General features: G+C 73.4%; 12 protein-coding genes. 5 read left to right on the plus strand and 7 right to left on the minus strand.

All coding sequences use genetic code 11. The annotated features are described in order from the left end of the window. Positions 1–128 precede the first annotated feature (128 nt). The 5 genes from ACFWAR_RS07695 to ACFWAR_RS07715 form a co-directional block, all read right to left on the minus strand. The gene (locus ACFWAR_RS07695; protein WP_385774172.1) at positions 129–4,016 is read right to left on the minus strand and encodes a multifunctional oxoglutarate decarboxylase/oxoglutarate dehydrogenase thiamine pyrophosphate-binding subunit/dihydrolipoyllysine-residue succinyltransferase subunit; all 3,888 of its coding nucleotides are present in this window, start codon (positions 4,014–4,016) and stop codon (positions 129–131) included. 270 nt (positions 4,017–4,286) lie between these two features. Beyond that, a complete protein-coding gene (locus tag ACFWAR_RS07700) occupies positions 4,287–5,354 on the minus strand; it encodes an ATP-binding protein (RefSeq protein ID WP_385774175.1) in 1,068 nt (355 codons plus the stop codon). Further along, on the minus strand, positions 5,351–6,100 hold the full coding sequence (locus ACFWAR_RS07705; protein WP_354382789.1) for a response regulator transcription factor: 750 nt from the start codon (positions 6,098–6,100) through the stop codon (positions 5,351–5,353). Before ACFWAR_RS07705 ends, ACFWAR_RS07700 begins: the two co-directional genes overlap by 4 nt. An 82-nt stretch (positions 6,101–6,182) precedes the next feature. Continuing rightward, positions 6,183–6,947, minus strand: coding sequence for a spermidine synthase (locus tag ACFWAR_RS07710; RefSeq protein WP_385774177.1), 765 nt, complete (start codon positions 6,945–6,947; stop codon positions 6,183–6,185). A 145-nt stretch (positions 6,948–7,092) separates the two neighbouring features. Continuing rightward, entirely contained in the window at positions 7,093–8,898 is a 1,806-nt protein-coding gene (locus tag ACFWAR_RS07715; RefSeq protein ID WP_385774179.1) for a glycoside hydrolase family 3 protein, read from the minus strand. Positions 8,899–9,034: 136 nt separating this feature from the next. Here ACFWAR_RS07715 and ACFWAR_RS07720 point away from each other — a divergent pair, with 136 nt between their 5' ends. Next, positions 9,035–9,760, plus strand: coding sequence for a TetR/AcrR family transcriptional regulator (locus tag ACFWAR_RS07720; RefSeq protein ID WP_385774181.1), 726 nt, complete (start codon positions 9,035–9,037; stop codon positions 9,758–9,760). 21 nt (positions 9,761–9,781) lie between these two features. On the opposite strand, the gene ACFWAR_RS07725 is transcribed toward ACFWAR_RS07720, so the two are convergent. Continuing rightward, complete coding sequence (locus ACFWAR_RS07725; RefSeq protein ID WP_385774183.1) at positions 9,782–10,366, minus strand: hypothetical protein; 585 nt, start codon at positions 10,364–10,366, stop codon at positions 9,782–9,784. 36 nt (positions 10,367–10,402) lie between these two features. Between ACFWAR_RS07725 and ACFWAR_RS07730 the strand changes: the two genes are divergently transcribed. The 3 genes from ACFWAR_RS07730 to ACFWAR_RS07740 all read left to right on the plus strand — a co-directional run bounded on the left by ACFWAR_RS07730 (position 10,403) and on the right by ACFWAR_RS07740 (position 13,747). Then, positions 10,403–11,806, plus strand: a complete 1,404-nt coding sequence (locus ACFWAR_RS07730; protein WP_385774185.1) for a glycosyltransferase family 39 protein — start codon at positions 10,403–10,405, stop codon at positions 11,804–11,806. A gap of 56 nt (positions 11,807–11,862) precedes the next feature. Then, positions 11,863–12,708, plus strand: coding sequence for a sulfurtransferase (locus tag ACFWAR_RS07735; RefSeq protein WP_385774187.1), 846 nt, complete (start codon positions 11,863–11,865; stop codon positions 12,706–12,708). Between the two features lie 268 nt (positions 12,709–12,976). After that, positions 12,977–13,747, plus strand: a complete 771-nt coding sequence (locus ACFWAR_RS07740) for a DUF4097 domain-containing protein (protein ID WP_385774189.1) — start codon at positions 12,977–12,979, stop codon at positions 13,745–13,747. A 39-nt stretch (positions 13,748–13,786) separates the two neighbouring features. On the opposite strand, the gene ACFWAR_RS07745 is transcribed toward ACFWAR_RS07740, so the two are convergent. Further along, the gene (locus ACFWAR_RS07745; protein WP_385774191.1) at positions 13,787–14,281 is read right to left on the minus strand and encodes a DUF1877 family protein; all 495 of its coding nucleotides are present in this window, start codon (positions 14,279–14,281) and stop codon (positions 13,787–13,789) included. Positions 14,282–14,430: 149 nt separating this feature from the next. Between ACFWAR_RS07745 and lon the strand changes: the two genes are divergently transcribed. Continuing rightward, positions 14,431–16,827, plus strand: coding sequence for an endopeptidase La (gene lon, locus ACFWAR_RS07750; protein ID WP_385774193.1), 2,397 nt, complete (start codon positions 14,431–14,433; stop codon positions 16,825–16,827). The last annotated feature ends 76 nt before the right edge of the window (positions 16,828–16,903 follow it).

Raw genomic sequence — 16,903 nt, forward strand, 5'->3', positions numbered from 1 at the left:
CCCGCGCCTCAAACGCCGGCGAGGCTGGAGGTGGCCCGGCGGGGCTGGGGGTGGTGGGGCTCGGGGATGCCGGAAGGCCCGGCCCCCTGGGGGGTCGGGCCTTCCTTGGTGGGGCTCAGCGGCAGCGACTAGGCCTCGAAGACCTCGTTGACCAGCTGCTGCTGCTCCGCCTGGTGGCGCTTGGCGGAGCCGACGGCCGGGGACGAGCCGTGCGGACGCGAGATGCGGCGCAGGCGCTCGCCCGCCGGGACCTCGGCGCCGACGGCCAGGTCCAGGTGGTCGATCAGGTTCAGCGCGATGAACGGCCACGCACCCTGGTTCGCCGGCTCCTCCTGGGCCCAGATGTACTTCGCCGCGTTCGGGAACTTGGCGATCTCGGCCTGGAGCTCCGCACCCGGGAGCGGGTAGAGCCGCTCGATGCGGATGATCGCGGTGTCCGTGATGCCGCGCTTCTCCCGCTCGGCCTCGAGGTCGTAGTAGACCTTGCCCGCGCAGAAGACGACCTTGCGGACCGCGTTCGGGTCCACGGTGGAGTCGCCGATGACCGGGCGGAAGCCGCCGGTGGTGAACTCCTCCGCCTTCGACGCCGCGGCCTTCAGACGCAGCATCGACTTCGGGGTGAAGACGATGAGCGGCTTGTGGTGCGGGTTGTGGACCTGCCAGCGCAGCAGGTGGAAGTAGTTCGACGGCAGGGTCGGCATCGCGACCGTCATGTTGTCCTGCGCGCACATCTGGAGGAAGCGCTCGGGACGCGCGGACGAGTGGTCCGGGCCCTGGCCCTCGTAGCCGTGCGGGAGGAGCAGCGTGACGCCGGAGGTCTGGCCCCACTTCTGTTCCGCGGAGGAGATGAACTCGTCGACGACGGTCTGCGCGCCGTTGACGAAGTCACCGAACTGGGCCTCCCAGAGGACCAGCGCGTCCGGACGGGCCAGCGAGTAGCCGTACTCGAAGCCCATGGCCGCGTACTCGGAGAGCAGCGAGTCGTAGACGTTGTAGCGGGCCTGCTCGTCCGACAGGTACAGGAGGGGGGTGTAGTCCTCGCCCGTCTCCCGGTCGATGAGGACCGCGTGCCGCTGACCGAAGGTGCCGCGGCGGGAGTCCTGGCCGGACAGCCGGACCGGGGTGCCCTCCATCAGCAGCGAACCGAAGGCCAGGGTCTCGCCCATGCCCCAGTCGATGGTGCCCTCGTCGATCATCGCGGCGCGGCGCTGCAGCTGCGGCAGCAGACGCGGGTGGACGGTGACGCCCTCGGGGATGGTGACCTGGGACTCGGCGATCCGCTTGACGACGTCCTGCGAGATGGCCGTGTTCACGGTGACCGGGAACTCCTGGGCCACCTGGGCGGGCGCCACGGGGGCGACCGCGGGCTGCGTGGCGGCCTCGCGGACCTCCGCGAAGACCTTCTCCAGCTGGCCCTGGAAGTCCTGGAGCGCCTGCTCGGCCTCTTCCAGGGTGATGTCGCCGCGACCGATGAGGGACTCGGTGTAGAGCTTGCGCACCGAGCGCTTCTTGTCGATCAGGTCGTACATCAGCGGCTGCGTGAAGGCCGGGTTGTCGGACTCGTTGTGACCGCGGCGGCGGTAGCAGATGAGGTCGATGACCACGTCCTTGTTGAACGCCTGGCGGAACTCGAAGGCCAGGCGGCCGATGCGGACCACGGCCTCCGGGTCGTCGCCGTTCACGTGGAAGATCGGCGCCTCGATCATGCGGGCCACGTCGGTCGCGTACATCGACGAGCGCGAGGACTCCGGGGCGGCGGTGAAGCCGACCTGGTTGTTGATCACGACGTGGACGGTGCCGCCGGTGCGGTAACCGCGCAGCTGCGACATGTTCAGCGTCTCGGCGACGACGCCCTGGCCCGCGAAGGCCGCGTCGCCGTGCAGGGCGACGGGCAGGACGGTGAAGTCCGTGCCGCCCTTGTTGATGATGTCCTGCTTGGCGCGGACGACGCCCTCCAGGACCGGGTCCACCGCCTCCAGGTGCGAGGGGTTGGCGACCAGCGAGACCTTGATCTGCTCGCCGTCCAGGCCGGTGAAGGTGCCGTTGGCGCCCAGGTGGTACTTGACGTCGCCGGAGCCGTGCATCGACTTCGGGTCGAGGTTGCCCTCGAACTCGCGGAAGATCTGCGCGTACGACTTGCCCACGATGTTCGCGAGGACGTTCAGGCGGCCGCGGTGGGCCATGCCGATCGCGACCTCTTCGAGGCGGGCCTCGGCGGCCGAGTCGATGACGGCGTCGAGCAGCGGGATGACCGACTCGCCGCCCTCCAGGGAGAAGCGCTTCTGGCCGACGTACTTCGTCTGCAGGAAGGTCTCGAAGGCCTCGGCCGCGTTCAGCCGGCGCAGGATGCGCAGCTGCTCCTCGCGCTCCGGCTTGGTGTGCGGGCGCTCGATGCGGTCCTGGATCCAGCGGCGCTGCTTCGGGTCCTGGATGTGCATGAACTCGACGCCGGTGGTGCGGCAGTACGAGTCGCGCAGGACGCCGAGGATGTCGCGGAGCTTCATCATCGACTTGCCGGAGAAGCCGCCGACCGCGAACTCGCGCTCCAGGTCCCACAGGGTGAGGCCGTGCTCGGTGATGTCGAGGTCGGGGTGCTTGCGCTGCTTGTACTCCAGCGGGTCGGTGTCGGCCATGACGTGGCCGCGGACCCGGTAGGAGTGGATCAGCTCGAAGACGCGGGCGGCCTTCGTGACGTCGTCGTCGTGCGAGGCGTCGATGTCCCGGAGCCAGCGGACCGGCTCGTACGGGATGCGCAGCGCCTCGAAGACGTCGTCGTAGAAGCCGCTCTCGCCGAGCAGCATGTTCGCGACGACGCGCAGGAACTCGCCGGAGGCCGCGCCCTGGATGACCCGGTGGTCGTAGGTCGAGGTCAGGGTCATGACCTTGGAGATGCCCAGCTTGTTCAGGGTGTCCTGCGAGGTGCCCTGGAACTCGGCGGGGTAGTCCATGGAGCCGACGCCCATGATGACCGACTGTCCGGGCATCAGGCGGGGCACGGAGTGGACGGTGCCCAGGCCGCCGGGGTTGGTCAGCGAGACGGTGACGCCGGTGAAGTCGTCCATCGTCAGCTTGCCGATGCGGGCCCGGCGGACGATGTCCTCGTAGGCCTGCCAGAACTCGAAGAAGTTGAGGGTCTCGGCCTTCTTGATGCCGGCGACGACGAGCTGGCGGTCGCCGTTCGGCTTCACCAGGTCGATCGCGAGGCCGAAGTTCACGTGCTCCGGCTTGACCAGGGTCGGCTTGCCGTCCTTCTCCGCGAAGGAGTAGTTCATGGACGGCATGGCCTTGATGGCCTGCACCATCGCGTAGCCGATGAGGTGGGTGAAGGAGATCTTCCCGCCCCGGGCGCGCTTGAGGTGGTTGTTGATGACGATGCGGTTGTCGAACAGCAGCTTCACCGGGACGGCGCGGACGGACGTGGCCGTCGGCACCTCCAGCGAGGCGTTCATGTTCTTGACCACCGCCGCGGCGGGGCCGCGGAGCGTCACCAGCTCGGGGCCCGCGGGGGCCTCGGCGGCGGGCGCGGCCTTGGCGGCGGCGGGAGCGGAGGGGGCGGCGGCCGGAGCGGCTGCCGGAGCGGAGGGCGCGGCCGGTGCGGCGGCCGGGGCCTGGGAGGTGACAGTCACAGCAGGGGCACCAGAGGGGGTGGCAGGAGCAGGGGCAGGAGCTGACACGGGCGTGGGCGCGGCGGCGGGGGTCGGCGCGGCGAGCGCCGCCCCCGTGGCGGCGTCGGCGGCCTGCGGGGCCACGGCGGCGGGGGCGGCCTGTGCGGAGGCGCCGTCCGTCGTCGGGGACTTCTGGGGCTCTTCCGCCTTAGCCGCGGCGGCCACGCCACCAGGCTTGTAGTCGGCGAAGAAGTCCCACCAGGCCCGGTCTACCGAATTCGGGTCCTGGAGGTACTGCTGATAGATCTCGTCGACGAGCCACTCATTCGCGCCGAAGCCTGAGGCAGGGTTCTTCCCGCTCTCTGCTGATTCGGTCGTGGTGCTCGAGTTACTGGGGGACTGTGGCGACACGGCGGCAACCGCCCTCTTCCGCTTCACAAGGTATGGACAGCGGGAATAAAGGCTACGCCTCCCCGGCGGTCAGATGCAGACCGGGCGGGACATCCGTCGTGCAGGTCACATCGAACGGCGGGTTTCGCCGGTTGGAATGGCGGGAAACAAGCGTGGTTCGGGTAGGGGTCACCGTGGTTGCGGCCCCCTGGCTTCGCACCCCTGACGGACCCCGGGCCGGTGTGGCCGAGATCATGTCCTTCCCACTCGAACCCTACGTCAACACGCGACCTACGAGCTGCCCGGAAGTGTGACAAGGATCCGGCAACCACGAGGAGATTCGGCCACCCCGATGTGGCCTCCGTGCAGGCCGACGGCCCAGCGGGCGATCGCCAGGCCGAGTCCCGTGCCGCCGTCGCCGCCCCGGGCGCTGCCCCGGTTGAAGCGCTCGAAGACCCGCAGCCGCTCCGACTCCGGAATGCCCGGGCCCTCGTCGATCACCTCCAGCGCCAGGCTCCCCGGCCCCTCGGCGGACCGTGCCCGGACCGTGACCCGGCCGTGCGGCGGACTGTGCTTGACCGCGTTGTCGATCAGGTTCGCCACGACCTGGTGGAGCCGCTCGGCGTCCGCGTGGGCCGCCAGGTCGGGCGGGAAGACGTCCAGGTGCAGGTGGACGTCGTTGCGGGTGTGCCCGCCGGAACCGGTGCTCAGCCCCGGCCGGCCGGCCGCCGCCAGGCCCGATTCCTTCAGGACGCCCGACAGGTACGGCCAGACCTCGAAGCTGCGGGCCTTGAGCGGGACCACCCCGTTGTCCACCCGGGACAGGTCGAGCAGGGTCTCCACGAGCCGCCCGAGCCGCTCCGTCTGCTTGAGCGCCGTGCGCATCGTCTCGGGGTCCGCGGCCGAGACCCCGTCCACCACGTTCTCCAGCACCGCGCGCAGGGCCGCGATGGGGGTGCGCAGCTCGTGGGAGACGTTGGCGACGAGCTCCTTGCGGTGGCGGTCCACCGCCTCCAGGTCGTCGGCCATCAGGTTGATCGTCGCGGCGAGGTCGCCCAGCTCGTCGCGCCGGCCGGAGCCGCGCACCCGGCGGGTGAAGTCGCCGTGGGAGATCGCCTTGGCCACGGTGGTCATCTCGTCCAGCGGCGCGGTCAGGCTGTGCGCCACGAACTGGGTGATCAGCATCGAGGCGATCACCGAGAAGACCGTGATGAAGCGGACCTCGGTCGCCGTGCGCATGGCCACCATCAGCAGGCCCGTGGTGATGAAGACCGAGACCACCACCAGGGTGCCCAGCTTGGTCTTGATCGAGAACGGCGAGTAGGGCCGCAACCCGGGCCCGGGCAGCCGCCCGCTCACGGCTGCGCCGGGGTCTCCAGGGCGTACCCGACGCCGTGGACCGTACGGATCCGCTCGGCGCCGATCTTGCGGCGCAGGGCCTTGATGTGGCTGTCGACCGTGCGGGTCCCGGAGGCGTCCGCCCAGTCCCAGACCTCCGCCAGCAGCTGTTCCCGCGAGAGCACCGCGCGCGGGGTGCCCGCGAGGCAGACCAGCAGGTCGAACTCGGTCGGTGTCAGGTGCACGTCCTCCGCCTGGACCCGGACCCTGCGCTGCGCGTGGTCGATCTCCAGGTCGCCGAGGCGCAGCGTGGAGCCGCGCGGGGCGTGGGCGGCGATCGTCGCCCGCTCCACGCGGCGCAGCAGGACGTGCGCCCGGGCGGCCAGCTCGCGCATCGAGAACGGCTTGGTCATGTAGTCGTCGGCGCCGACCCCGAGGCCGACCAGCAGGTCCGTCTCGTCGTCGCGCGCGGTGAGCATCAGGACCGGCACCGGCCGCTGGGCCTGGACCCGCCGACAGACCTCCAGGCCGTCGAAGCCGGGCAGCATCACGTCGAGCACGAGCAGCTCCGGCAGCCAGCTCTCGGCGGCCGCGACGGCGGAGGGCCCGTCCGCGGCGGTCTGCACCTGGAACCCCTCGGCGCGCAGCCGGGCGGCGATGGCCTCGGCGATCGTGCGGTCGTCCTCGACGACGAGCACCCGCCGCTGTGCGCCGGGGGTGGCGGGTGACGCCGCGGCCCCGTTGTGGGTGGTGTGTGTCTGATCCATGTCCCGCCCCGGATAGTCCGACGGGGGACCCGTGAAGATCCCGCGTGTTGGGGTGCAGCGTAGAGGAGGCGCAGGGCCTCGGCTACGAGGGGTTCAGGGCGAGGTGGACGACGTCCGGGACACCTCGGGCAACCGGCACCTCTTCCGTCCGTACCGAGCTGAATCCGGCATTCCGCAAGGCTCCTTCGAACAGGGCGGACGGTTGTGCGGACCATACGGCGAGCACCCCGCCCGGGGTCAACCGGGCCCGGCAGGCCGCCAGTCCGGCCGGGGCGTAGAGCCCGCGGTTGTCCTCGTCGACGGTCCAGTCGGGGCCGTTGTCGATGTCCAGGCAGAGGGCGTCGTAGGGCCCGGAAGCGGGGTCGAGCAGATGTGCGATCAGATCCGCCCGGACGATCTCGACCCGCGGGTCCGCCAGGGCCTGCCCCGAGATCGCGCCGAGCGGCCCGCCGCGGTGCCAGTCGATGACCGCCTCCTCGCGCTCGACCACGCTGATCCGCCCCCAGTCGGCCCCGGCGGCGGCGTGGGCCAGCGAGAAGCCGACCCCGAGCCCGCCGATGAGCAGGGCCGGGCGCGCCGCCCCCGCCACGGCCTCGGCCGCCCCGGGGGAACGGGCCAGGGCGAGCCGGGCGGCGTCGACGAGCAGGCGCTCGGAGCGCCCGTCGGAGGTGTCCATGAGGAAGCAGCCGTTGGCGATGATCTCGTACGTCCCGCCGCGGCGCCGCAGGACGACCTCGCCGTACGGGCCCTGGCGGCGGTCGATCGTGACGGGGGAGGCGTCGGGAGCGGTGGCGTCGGGGGAGACGGTGGCGGTGGCGGAGGCGGTGGGGGAGACGAAGGCTGACACGGGCGGATCCTCTCCGTGACCGGACGGTCACTCGATCCCACAACGAAGCCCCGCCGGTGGGGGTTCCACCGGCGGGGCGCCGTTCGTCAGGTCCGTCCGTTCCGGGATCGGGTCCGGGCGACCCGCCGGATCCGTCAGGTCGCGGTCAGCCCCCGTCGGGGGAGGCGCCCGGCAGGCGCAGGCCGTGGCCCGCGGGGAAGACGGGGTCCAGCGTGTCGTTCGGCACGTCCGGGCGGGACGCGGCCACGGCGGCCATCGACCGCGGCAGTTCGAACGGCAGCCGCCCCTGCGCCTCGGCCCGACCGAAGGCCACGTCCAGCAGCGCCGCGTCGGCCGCGCCGTAGTCCGCGACCAGCGCCGCGGCCCGCTCCGCGATCTCCGGGAGTACGGCGGCCCGCTCCAGGTTGACGCACACCAGCGTGGGCACGGTGTCGAGCAGGCCGAGGATCCCGGCCAGCTCCGGCTCCGGGAAGGCCAGCGAGCCGGAGTGGAAGAAGGACTCGAACACGTTCTCGCGGGGTTCGTACGGCGTGCGCAGCCGCAGCACCGCCAGGTCTGCCCCGGCCGGGTCGGCGACCACGTCCCCGTACGCCGCCGCCACCGCCGGGTCCACGTTCTCGACGTACAGCTTCGGCCGGCCGGACAGCGGCAGGAAGGAGTCCCGGTTGGTCAGGACGGTCAGGGAGCGCCGCTGGGCCGCCGCGCCGAGCGCCGTGAAATCGGCCCGGCCGACCGTGGCCTCGGCGAGGTCGGGGTCGACGTACGGGTTCTCGAACAGGCCGAGGACGAACTTCTCCCGCAGCAGGCGCCGTACGGAGTCGTCGATCCGGGACTCGGCGATCCGCCCGGAGCGCACCAGCTCCACGACGACCTCCGGGCACTGCTCCCCGCCGAACTGGTCCGCGCCCGCCTCCAGGGACCGCGCCGCCCGCTCGGCGACGGACAGGTGCTCCAGGCCCCAGGCGCGCGCCGGGTGGACCTCGCCGAAGATCACCGAGTCGGTGAGCAGCCCCCAGTCGGTGCAGACGATCCCCTCGAAGCCGAGCTCCTCGCGCAGCAGGCCGGTGACGACGCCCTTGTTGAAGCCGAAGCCCACCTCCTCCCAGTCCGTCCCGATCGGCTGGCCGTAGTACGGCATCATCTGCGCGCACCCGGCCGCGATCGCCGCCTTGAAGGGCTCCAGGTGGTGCTCGCGCATCCCGCCCGGGTAGACCTGCTCCTTGCCGTGGGCGAAGTGCGGGTCCTCGCCGTCCTTCTGCGGGCCGCCGCCGGGGAAGTGCTTGACCATGGCGGAGACCGACTGCGCGCCCAGGCGCTCGCCCTGGAGGCCGCGCACGTACGCCCGCACCAGCTCGCCGGTCAGCTCGGCGTCCGAGCCGAAGGTGCCCGTCTGGCGGGCCCAGCGGGGCTCGGTGGCCAGGTCGATCTGCGGGTGCAGGGCGACCCGGAAGCCCACGGAGAGGTACTCGCGGCGCACGGTGTCGGCGAAGGCGCGCACCAGCTCGGGGTCGCCGATCGCGGCGAGGCCGAGGGCCTCGGGCCAGGCGGAGAAGGCGCCGGAGTTGAAGGAGGCGCCGATGTTGTCGGTGAAGGCGTGTCGCGGGTCGGTGGAGAGGGTGACCGGGATGCCGAGGCGGGTGGCCGCGGCCATCTCCTGGACGGAGTTCTGCCACAGCGCCATCTCGCGGGCGCCGTAGGTGCCCAGCAGGTTGAAGTGGGTCAGCAGCCGCTCGCCGATCAGCTCGGGCGTGGTGTGCGGGAGCATCGAGCCGTCGGTGTCCGTGACGGGCGTGCCGTCGGCGTTCATCATCAGCATCGAGTGGAAGAGCTGGCCCGCCTTCTCCTCCAGGGTCATCCGGGAGAGCAGGTCCTCGACGCGCCGCTCGACGGGCAGGCCGGCGTCCTGGTACGGGTGCTGGTGGGGGTCCTGAGGGGCCTGGGGGAGCGGCACGGGGTACTCCGGTGTGGGCTGGGAGGCGGGCGGACGCTCCCAGCCAAGCGCAAAAACCTTGTACCCACTAGGTATTCGGAAGTGACCTGGATCACTGCCGCCCGGGGCTTCGTGGACACCCCCTAGGGTGGTCGGCATGGCAGCAGCAGCACGGGAGCAGGGGCGCACGGTCCGCAAGGGCGGGGGCGGGGCCGCCGCGGCCCGGGGCAGCTACGCCGTGGGCGACGCGCGGCGCCAGAAGATCCTCGACACCGCCGTGGACCACTTCGCGCGGTGGGGCTTCCACGCCTCCTCCCTCGCCCGCATCGCCAACGACTGCGGGATCACCCAGGGCGGGCTGCTGCACCACTTCCGGGGCAAGGAGGACCTGCTGCTGTGCGTCCTCGCCCAGAGCGAGCGGCACGACGTGGAACGGCTCTTCACGGACCCGCCCGGCGGCCGTGACGGGGGCGCCGCAGCCGCGGACGAGGGGGCGGTGGCCCGTTACTTCGCCACCGTCGTGGCCCTCGCCGCCGACAACACCCGGCGGCCCGGCATCGTCCGGATGTTCCAGACCCTCGTCGGCGAATCGGGCAACCCGGGCCACCCCGCGCACGCGTACTTCACCGAGCGCTACTCCCGGGTGCTCGGCCGGACCGTCGCCCTGCTGGAAGCGGGCGCCGCGTGCGGGGAGCTGCGCGCCGACACCGACTGCGAGGCGGCCGGCCGCGAGACCCTGGCCGTCATGGACGGCCTCCAGATCCAGTGGATCCTGGCCCCCCAGGCCGTGGACATGCCCGCCCTGCTGCACGCCTTCCTGGACCGGCTGCTGCGCGGCATCTCGACCACCGGCACGGGCCTGGCGCCGTACGTCACGCCCTAGCGGACCCCCGCCGGGACCGGGTCAGCTCGGGTCGAAGGACGGCAGGGCGTCCAGGACCTTCCGCAGGGACGGCGGGATCGCGCCGTCGGCCGCGACCACCTCGTGGCCGTCGTGGGCGAAGGCGTAGGTGAAGCCGTCGTACACCGTCCCCCCGCCCGTGGCCTTCGGCGGCGGGTGGGCGAAGTCGACCTGCCGGACGGCGGCGCGCAGCCCGTCGAGGCGGGCGCCCGTCAGCTTCCCCGCGCCCACCTGCTTCGCCGAGCCGTCCAGGAGGGTCCACGACCCGTCGTCCCGGACCTCCAGGGTGCTGCTGCGCCCGGCGAAGCCCCCGCTGCGGGTGACGCGCAGCAGCTGTCGCGCCGAGCTGCTCGGGGTGGCGCGGCCGGTGGGCGTGCCGGGGGCGGACGGCGCGGCGGTGGGGGCGCTGCCGGAGCCGCCGGTGCCGCTGGTGCCCGGAGCGGCGGTGGGGGTGGGAGCGGGGGAGCTGGACCCCGGCCCGGGGGCGGGTCCGGCCGGTCCGGTGGACGTGCAGCCGCTGAGAGCGAGGACGAGGACGACGGTCAGCGCGCCGACGGCCGACGCGGCCGCCGTTCGGTACGTTCGCACACCCCACCTCCGTGAGGACTCGGGTCGCCCCCGAGTATGGAGGTACCGCGCCCGCACGTCACCCGGAGGCACACCATCAGCCGCAACACCGCCTGGTTCCGGCCGTGGCCCGGAGCGTGGCGCTGGCTGCCTCCGCTGCTCGCGCTCGCCCTCGGCCTGTGGGAGCTGCCGCGCGGCGGCTCCATGTGGCGCGACGAGTCGGTGACCTACCAGGTCGCCCACCGGGGCCTGGGGCAGCTCACCGGCCTGCTCGGGCAGGTCGACGCCGTCCACGGCCTCTACTACCTGCTGATGCACGGCGTCTTCGCGCTGTGGGACGGCGGGCCGTGGGCGCTGCGACTGCCGTCCGTCGCCGCCACCGTCCTCGCCGCCGCCGGAGTCGCGGCGCTCGCGCACCGGCTGGCCGGGGAGCGGGCCGCGCTGCTCGCGGGAGCGGCCTACGCGGTGGCGCCCCCGGTGCAGATGTACGCCCAGGAGGGCCGCTCGTACGCGCTGGTCGCGGCCGCCGTGATCTGGGCGACGTACTTCCTCGTGCGCGAGCGCTGGGCGGCCTACGCCGTGGTGCTCGCGCTCGGCTGCTGGCTGCACGAGTTCGCCGTACTGGCCGTGCTCGCGCACGGCTTCGTGGCGTGGCGCTCGCGGGCCTGGCGGTGGAGCGTCGCGGCCGTGGCGCTCGCGCTCGCCCCGCTGGTGCTGCTGAGCGCGGGGCAGGCGCAGCAGCAGCTCGGCTGGCTCGGCCGCCCGAAACCGGCCGACTGGGCCGCGTACGCCGTGGTCGCGGGCGCGGCGCTGCTGCTCGCGCGGGGGATCCCGGACCGGGCTCTCGTACGGGTCGCGCTGCCCCTGACGCTCGTACCGCCCGGACTGCTGCTCGTCGTCTCGCTGGTGCACCCGCTGTACGTCGACCGGTACGTCCTCTACGCCCTCGCCGGACTCGCCCTGCTCGCGGGGGCGCGGCTGGCGGCGGGGGGCTGGGTCGCCTGGGTGGTGGCGGCCGCGCTGCTGGTGCCCCTCGGCTTCTGGTCGGCGTGGCTGCGCACGCCCGAGAGCCGCAAGGACGACGTCCTCGCCGTCGCGGCGGCCGTCCGGGCCGAGGCCCGCCCGGGGGACGCGGTGCTCTTCATGCCGGCCCGGCGGCGCGAATGGCTGCTGTCCTCGCCCGGGGTGTACGGGTCGCTGGACGACGTGGCCCTCGACCGGTCGCCGGCGCACTCGCGCACCCTGTGGGGCACCGAGCTGCCGGATGCGCCGCTGCGCGCCCGGCTGCTCGCCGCCCCCCGGGTCCTCGCGGTCCTCGATCCGGTGGGCGAACCGGTGGACCCGTACCCGCGCGAGGCGGTCAAGCGGCAGGCCCTGGCCGCGCACTTCGACCTCTGCCGTATCGTCCCCGTCCACGGCGCCCGCCTGGCCGTCTTCGCCCGCCCGGGCGGCTGCTCGTAGCCACCTCGGGGCCCGGTTGGGCAGGATGGGGGACCCCGCCTACCAGGAGGCCCGCAGTGACGGTCAGTTCCCCCTTCGACCACCCTCTGATCGGCGTGCGACGACTCGCCGAACTCCTCGGGGAGGACGGGCTCGTCGTGGTGGACGCCTCCGTCGGGGCCCACCGCGGGGCGCCCCGGCGGATCGCGGGGGCGCGCCCCTTCGACCTCGACGGCGACTTCTCGGACCACACCGCCCCCGCCCCGCACGCCATGCCCGGCCCCGAGGCCTTCGCCGAAGCGGTACGGGACCTCGGGATCGACGACAGCAGCGCCGTGGTGGTCTACGACGGCGCGGGGATCTACTCCAGCGCCCGCGCCTGGTGGATGCTGCGGGCGATGGGCTTCGACCGGGCCGCGGTGCTCGACGGCGGACTGCCCGCCTGGGAGGCGGCCGGGCTGCCGGTCGAGGAGGTGCCCGCCGGGTACGACGGGCCCCGGGGGAGCTTCACCGCCCGGCCCCGGCCCGGGCTGATCGTGGACAGCGCCGCCGTCGCCGCGGCCCTCGCGGATCCGGCGGGTGCGGTGGTCCTGGACGCCCGGACGCGCGAACGCTTCGCCGGCACGGCACCCGAACCCCGGGCCGGGCTGCGCGGGGGGCACATGCCGGGCGCGCTCAACCTGCCCTTCGGCGAGCTCCAGCGGGGCGGGGCGATGCTGCCGGAGGCGGAGCTGCGGGTGGCCTTGCGGCGGGTGGCGGGGGATCGGGAGCGGCTGTACGTCAGCTGCGGGTCCGGGGTCACGGCCTGTGTGCTCGCGCTGGGGGCGGTGTTGGCGGGGTACGCCGATCCGGGCGTGTACGACGGGTCCTGGAGCGAGTGGGGCACCCCCGGCCCGCTCCCGGTGACCACGGGACCGGCGTAGACGTCACCCTTGCCGCTTCCGGCCCGCTTCCGGTGGGCACGGGGCCGGCGTTGGCGTCGTCGCGCGTGAGCCCGGCCGATTCCAGCCCGCTTCCGGTGGGCACGGGACCGGCGTTGGCGTCGCCGGACCGGCTTGGACGTCGTCCCGGCCGATTCCAGCCCGTCCGGCGATTGAGGACGCTCGCCGGAGGCGGGGGTGGTGCTAGCACTACCTCGGGACGGGTAGCAGCGCCATCGATCGGGCGGGGCCGGGTCGCCAGACTGGTGGCATGACTTCACGCCGCGCCCTCACCCTGCCGGTCACGGCCCTCGCCGCCCTCACCGCGGGCCTGCTCGTCTCCGGCTGCACCCCCGACCTCCTCGCCGGCGGGGACCAGAAGACGACGAAGACCGCGGCCGCCGACGCCACCGTCGCCGAGGCCGTCACCTCGGTGGAGATCAAGAACGCGCGCAGGGGCTCCATCGAGGTGGTTCCCGGCACCGGCCCCGGCGTCGCCGTCCACCGCACGGTCCACTACCGCGGCGACACCGTGCCCCGCCCCGACCAGCGGGTCTCCGCCGGGGCCCTCACCTTCACCGACGACTGCGGCGACGGCACCTCCTGCTACGTCGACTACCGCCTGGAGGTACCGGCCACGGCCAAGGTGAAGCTGGGCACGAGCAGCGGCTCCCTCAAGGTGACGGGCGTGGCGGAGGCCGACCTGGAGGCGAGTTCCGGATCCGTACGGGCCGACCGGATCGCCGGGCCGTTGCGCGTCTCGACCTCCTCCGGCGACATCACCGGTACGGCACTGGGCGGGCCGTCCGCCGAGGTGAGTTCCAGCTCCGGCGACGCCCGGCTCGACTTCACGCGGGCGCCCTCCTCGGTGACGGCGCAGGCCAGCTCGGGGAACGTGACCCTGCGCGTGCCCGGTGGCCCCTACCGGGTCGGCGTGACCACCAGCTCCGGCGACCGCGAGGTGGGCGTCCCGACGGACCCGGCGTCCACGGCGCGCCTGACCGTGACGACCAGCTCGGGCGACGTGAAGATCACGTCCTAGCGACTACGGCGACCACGGCGACCACGGCGACCACGGCGACTACGACAGCCACACCAGCAGCGCGTCACCGTCCGCCGCCGCGGCGCGGAAGAAGGGCAGCAGCTCTTCGTAGCGGGCCACGACGCCCTCCAGCGAGGCCCCGCCCTCCCAGGCGTGCACCGGGTAGACGTCGGCCCGGGCCAGGTCGGCCGGGCCGACGCCGCCCACCAGCCGGTCGCCGTCCGTCGCCGCCATGGCCGCGGCGGCGGTCCGCACCTGCCCGGGCGTCAGGCAGCGCGGCGGCCCGTAGCTCCACGCCCCCGCCCCGGCCCCCGGCACCCCGCTCCAGGGGAGCGCCTCCTCGCCGTGCGCGATGTCGACGGGGAAACCGATGCGCCGGGTCAGGAACCCGAGGGCGTCCCAGGCCGTGCCGGCACTGCACCAGCGCTCCCCGCGCGCCCCGCCCGACCCGAGCGCCTCGACCCAGGCCGGGTCGCGCCGGGCGCGCTCCAGCTCGTCGACGGTCAGCCGGACGTAGCTCCCGAGGATGCTCATGCGCGAAGGGTAGGACCCACCACTGACATCGGCCCCGGGTCCGAGGGGGGCCGGACGCGTTCGCCCCGGGCGAACGGCGGTTGGGGAACATTGGGCGGCGCACAAGCATTGAGTCGGCATAGCTCAACTTCGCTGCCGGAGGGAAAATCATGGCTTCGACGTCCGTAACGCTCACTCTGCCCGTGCTGCCGCTTGACGACGAGGTCGTGCTGCCGGGGATGGTCGTTCCGCTGGACCTGTCCGACTCGGAGGTGCGCGGTGCCGTGGAAGCGGCCCAGGCCGCCGCCGGTACCGGGAAGCCACGGGTGCTGCTCGTACCGCGGGTCGACGGGAAGTACGCCGGGACCGGCGTGCTGGGCACCGTCGAGCAGGTGGGGCGGCTGTCCGACGGGGATCCCGGGGCCCTGATCCGGGGCCGCGGCCGGGTCCGGATCGGGGCCGGTACCACCGGGCCCGGCGCCGCCCTGTGGGTGGAGGGCGAGACGGTGGACGAGCAGGTGCCGGAGCCGCTGCCCGGCGCCGTCGCCGAGCTGGTCAAGGAGTACAAGGCGCTCGCCACCAGCTGGCTCAAGAAGCGCGGCGCCTGGCAGGTCGTGGACCGGGTGCAGCAGATCGAGGGCGTCTCCGCCCTCGCCGACAACTCCGGCTACTCGCCCTTCCTGACCCTGGAGCAGAAGCTCCAGCTGCTGGAGACGGCCGACGCCGTCGCCCGCCTGCGGCTCGCCGTCAAGATGCTCAGCGACCACCTCGCCGAGCAGGACGTGGCCGAGTCCATCGCCAAGGACGTGCAGGAAGGCGTCGACAAGCAGCAGCGCGAGTTCCTGCTGCGCCGTCAGCTGGAGGCCGTGCGCAAGGAACTGCGCGAGCTGAACGGCGAGAAGGAGGGCGAGGAGTCCGACGACTACCGCGTCCGCGTCGAGGAGGCGGACCTCCCCGAGAACGTCCGCGAGGCGGCCCTCAAGGAGGTCGAGAAGCTGGAGCGGGCGAGCGACCAGTCGCCCGAGGGCTCCTGGATCCGCACCTGGCTGGACACCGTGCTGGAACTGCCCTGGAACGAGCGGACCGAGGACGAGTACGACATCCAGGGCGCCCGCGCGATCCTCGACGCCGAGCACGCCGGGCTGAGCGACGTGAAGGACCGCATCACGGAGTACCTGGCCGTGCGCAAGCGCCGCTCCGAGCGCGGGATGGGCGTCGTCGGGGGCCGTCGCGGCGGGGCGGTGCTGGCCCTGGTCGGGCCGCCCGGGGTCGGCAAGACCTCGCTCGGCGAGTCCGTGGCGCACGCCATGGGGCGCAAGTTCGTCCGGGTCGCGCTGGGCGGCGTACGGGACGAGGCCGAGGTCCGCGGACACCGGCGGACGTACGTCGGGGCGCTCCCCGGCCGGATCGTGCGGGCCATCAAGGAGGCCGGGTCGATGAACCCGGTGGTGCTCCTGGACGAGATCGACAAGGTGGGCTCCGACTACCGGGGCGACCCGGCGGCGGCGCTGCTGGAGGTCCTGGACCCGGCCCAGAACCACACCTTCCGGGACCACTACCTGGAGGTCGAACTGGACCTCAGCGACGTGGTCTTCCTCGCCACCGCCAACGTGCTGGAGGCGATCCCGGAGGCGCTGGCGGACCGCATGGAGCTGGTCCGGCTGGACGGCTACACCGAGGACGAGAAGGTCGTCATCGCCCGGGACCACCTGCTGCCCCGGCAGCTGGAGCGGGCCGGACTGGCGGCCGAGGAGGTCACCCTCGGCGAGGACGCGCTGCGCAAGCTGGCGGGCGAGTACACCCGCGAGGCGGGCGTGCGCACCCTGGAGCGGTCCATCGCGCGGCTGCTGCGCAAGGTGGCCTCCCAGCACGAACTGGGCGAGCGCGAACTCCCCTTCCGGATCGGCGCGCAGGACCTGCGGGGCCTGATCGGGCGCCCGCACCACGTGCCCGAGGCGGGCCAGGACCCGGCCGAGCGGCGCACCGCCGTCCCCGGCGTGGCCACCGGCCTCGCCGTGACCGGCGCGGGCGGCGACGTCCTCTTCGTGGAGGCCTCGCTGGCCGATCCGGAGACCGGGGCCGCGGGGCTCACCCTGACCGGCCAGCTCGGCGACGTGATGAAGGAGTCGGCGCAGATCGCGCTCAGCTTCCTGCGCTCGCACGGCGCTGAGCTGGAACTCCCGGTCGCCGACCTCAAGGACCGGGGCGTGCACATCCACTTCCCGGCGGGCGCGGTCCCCAAGGACGGCCCGAGCGCGGGCATCACCATGACCACGGCGCTGGCCTCGCTGCTCTCGGGCCGCCAGGTGCGCACGGACGTGGCGATGACCGGTGAGGTGTCGCTGACCGGGCGGGTCCTGCCGATCGGCGGGGTCAAGCAGAAGCTGCTGGCCGCGCACCGCGCCGGGATCACCACCGTGATCATCCCGAAGCGGAACGAGGCGGACCTGGACGACGTACCGGCCGAGGTCCTGGAGCGGCTGGAGGTGCACCCGGTGACGGACGTGCGCCAGGTGCTTGAGCTGGCCCTGTCGGCCGCGGCGGAGCCGGTGGTCGTCGCCGCCTGACCGGGCGGACGGCCCGGGGTCCCGCTGCGGCGGGGTCCCGGGCCGTCGCGCGACCCGCTGCTCGATACTGGTGTTC

It is taken from the genome of Streptomyces sp. NPDC059917 (assembly GCF_042730635.1).
In the GTDB taxonomy this organism is placed as follows: Bacteria; Actinomycetota; Actinomycetes; order Streptomycetales; family Streptomycetaceae; genus Streptomyces.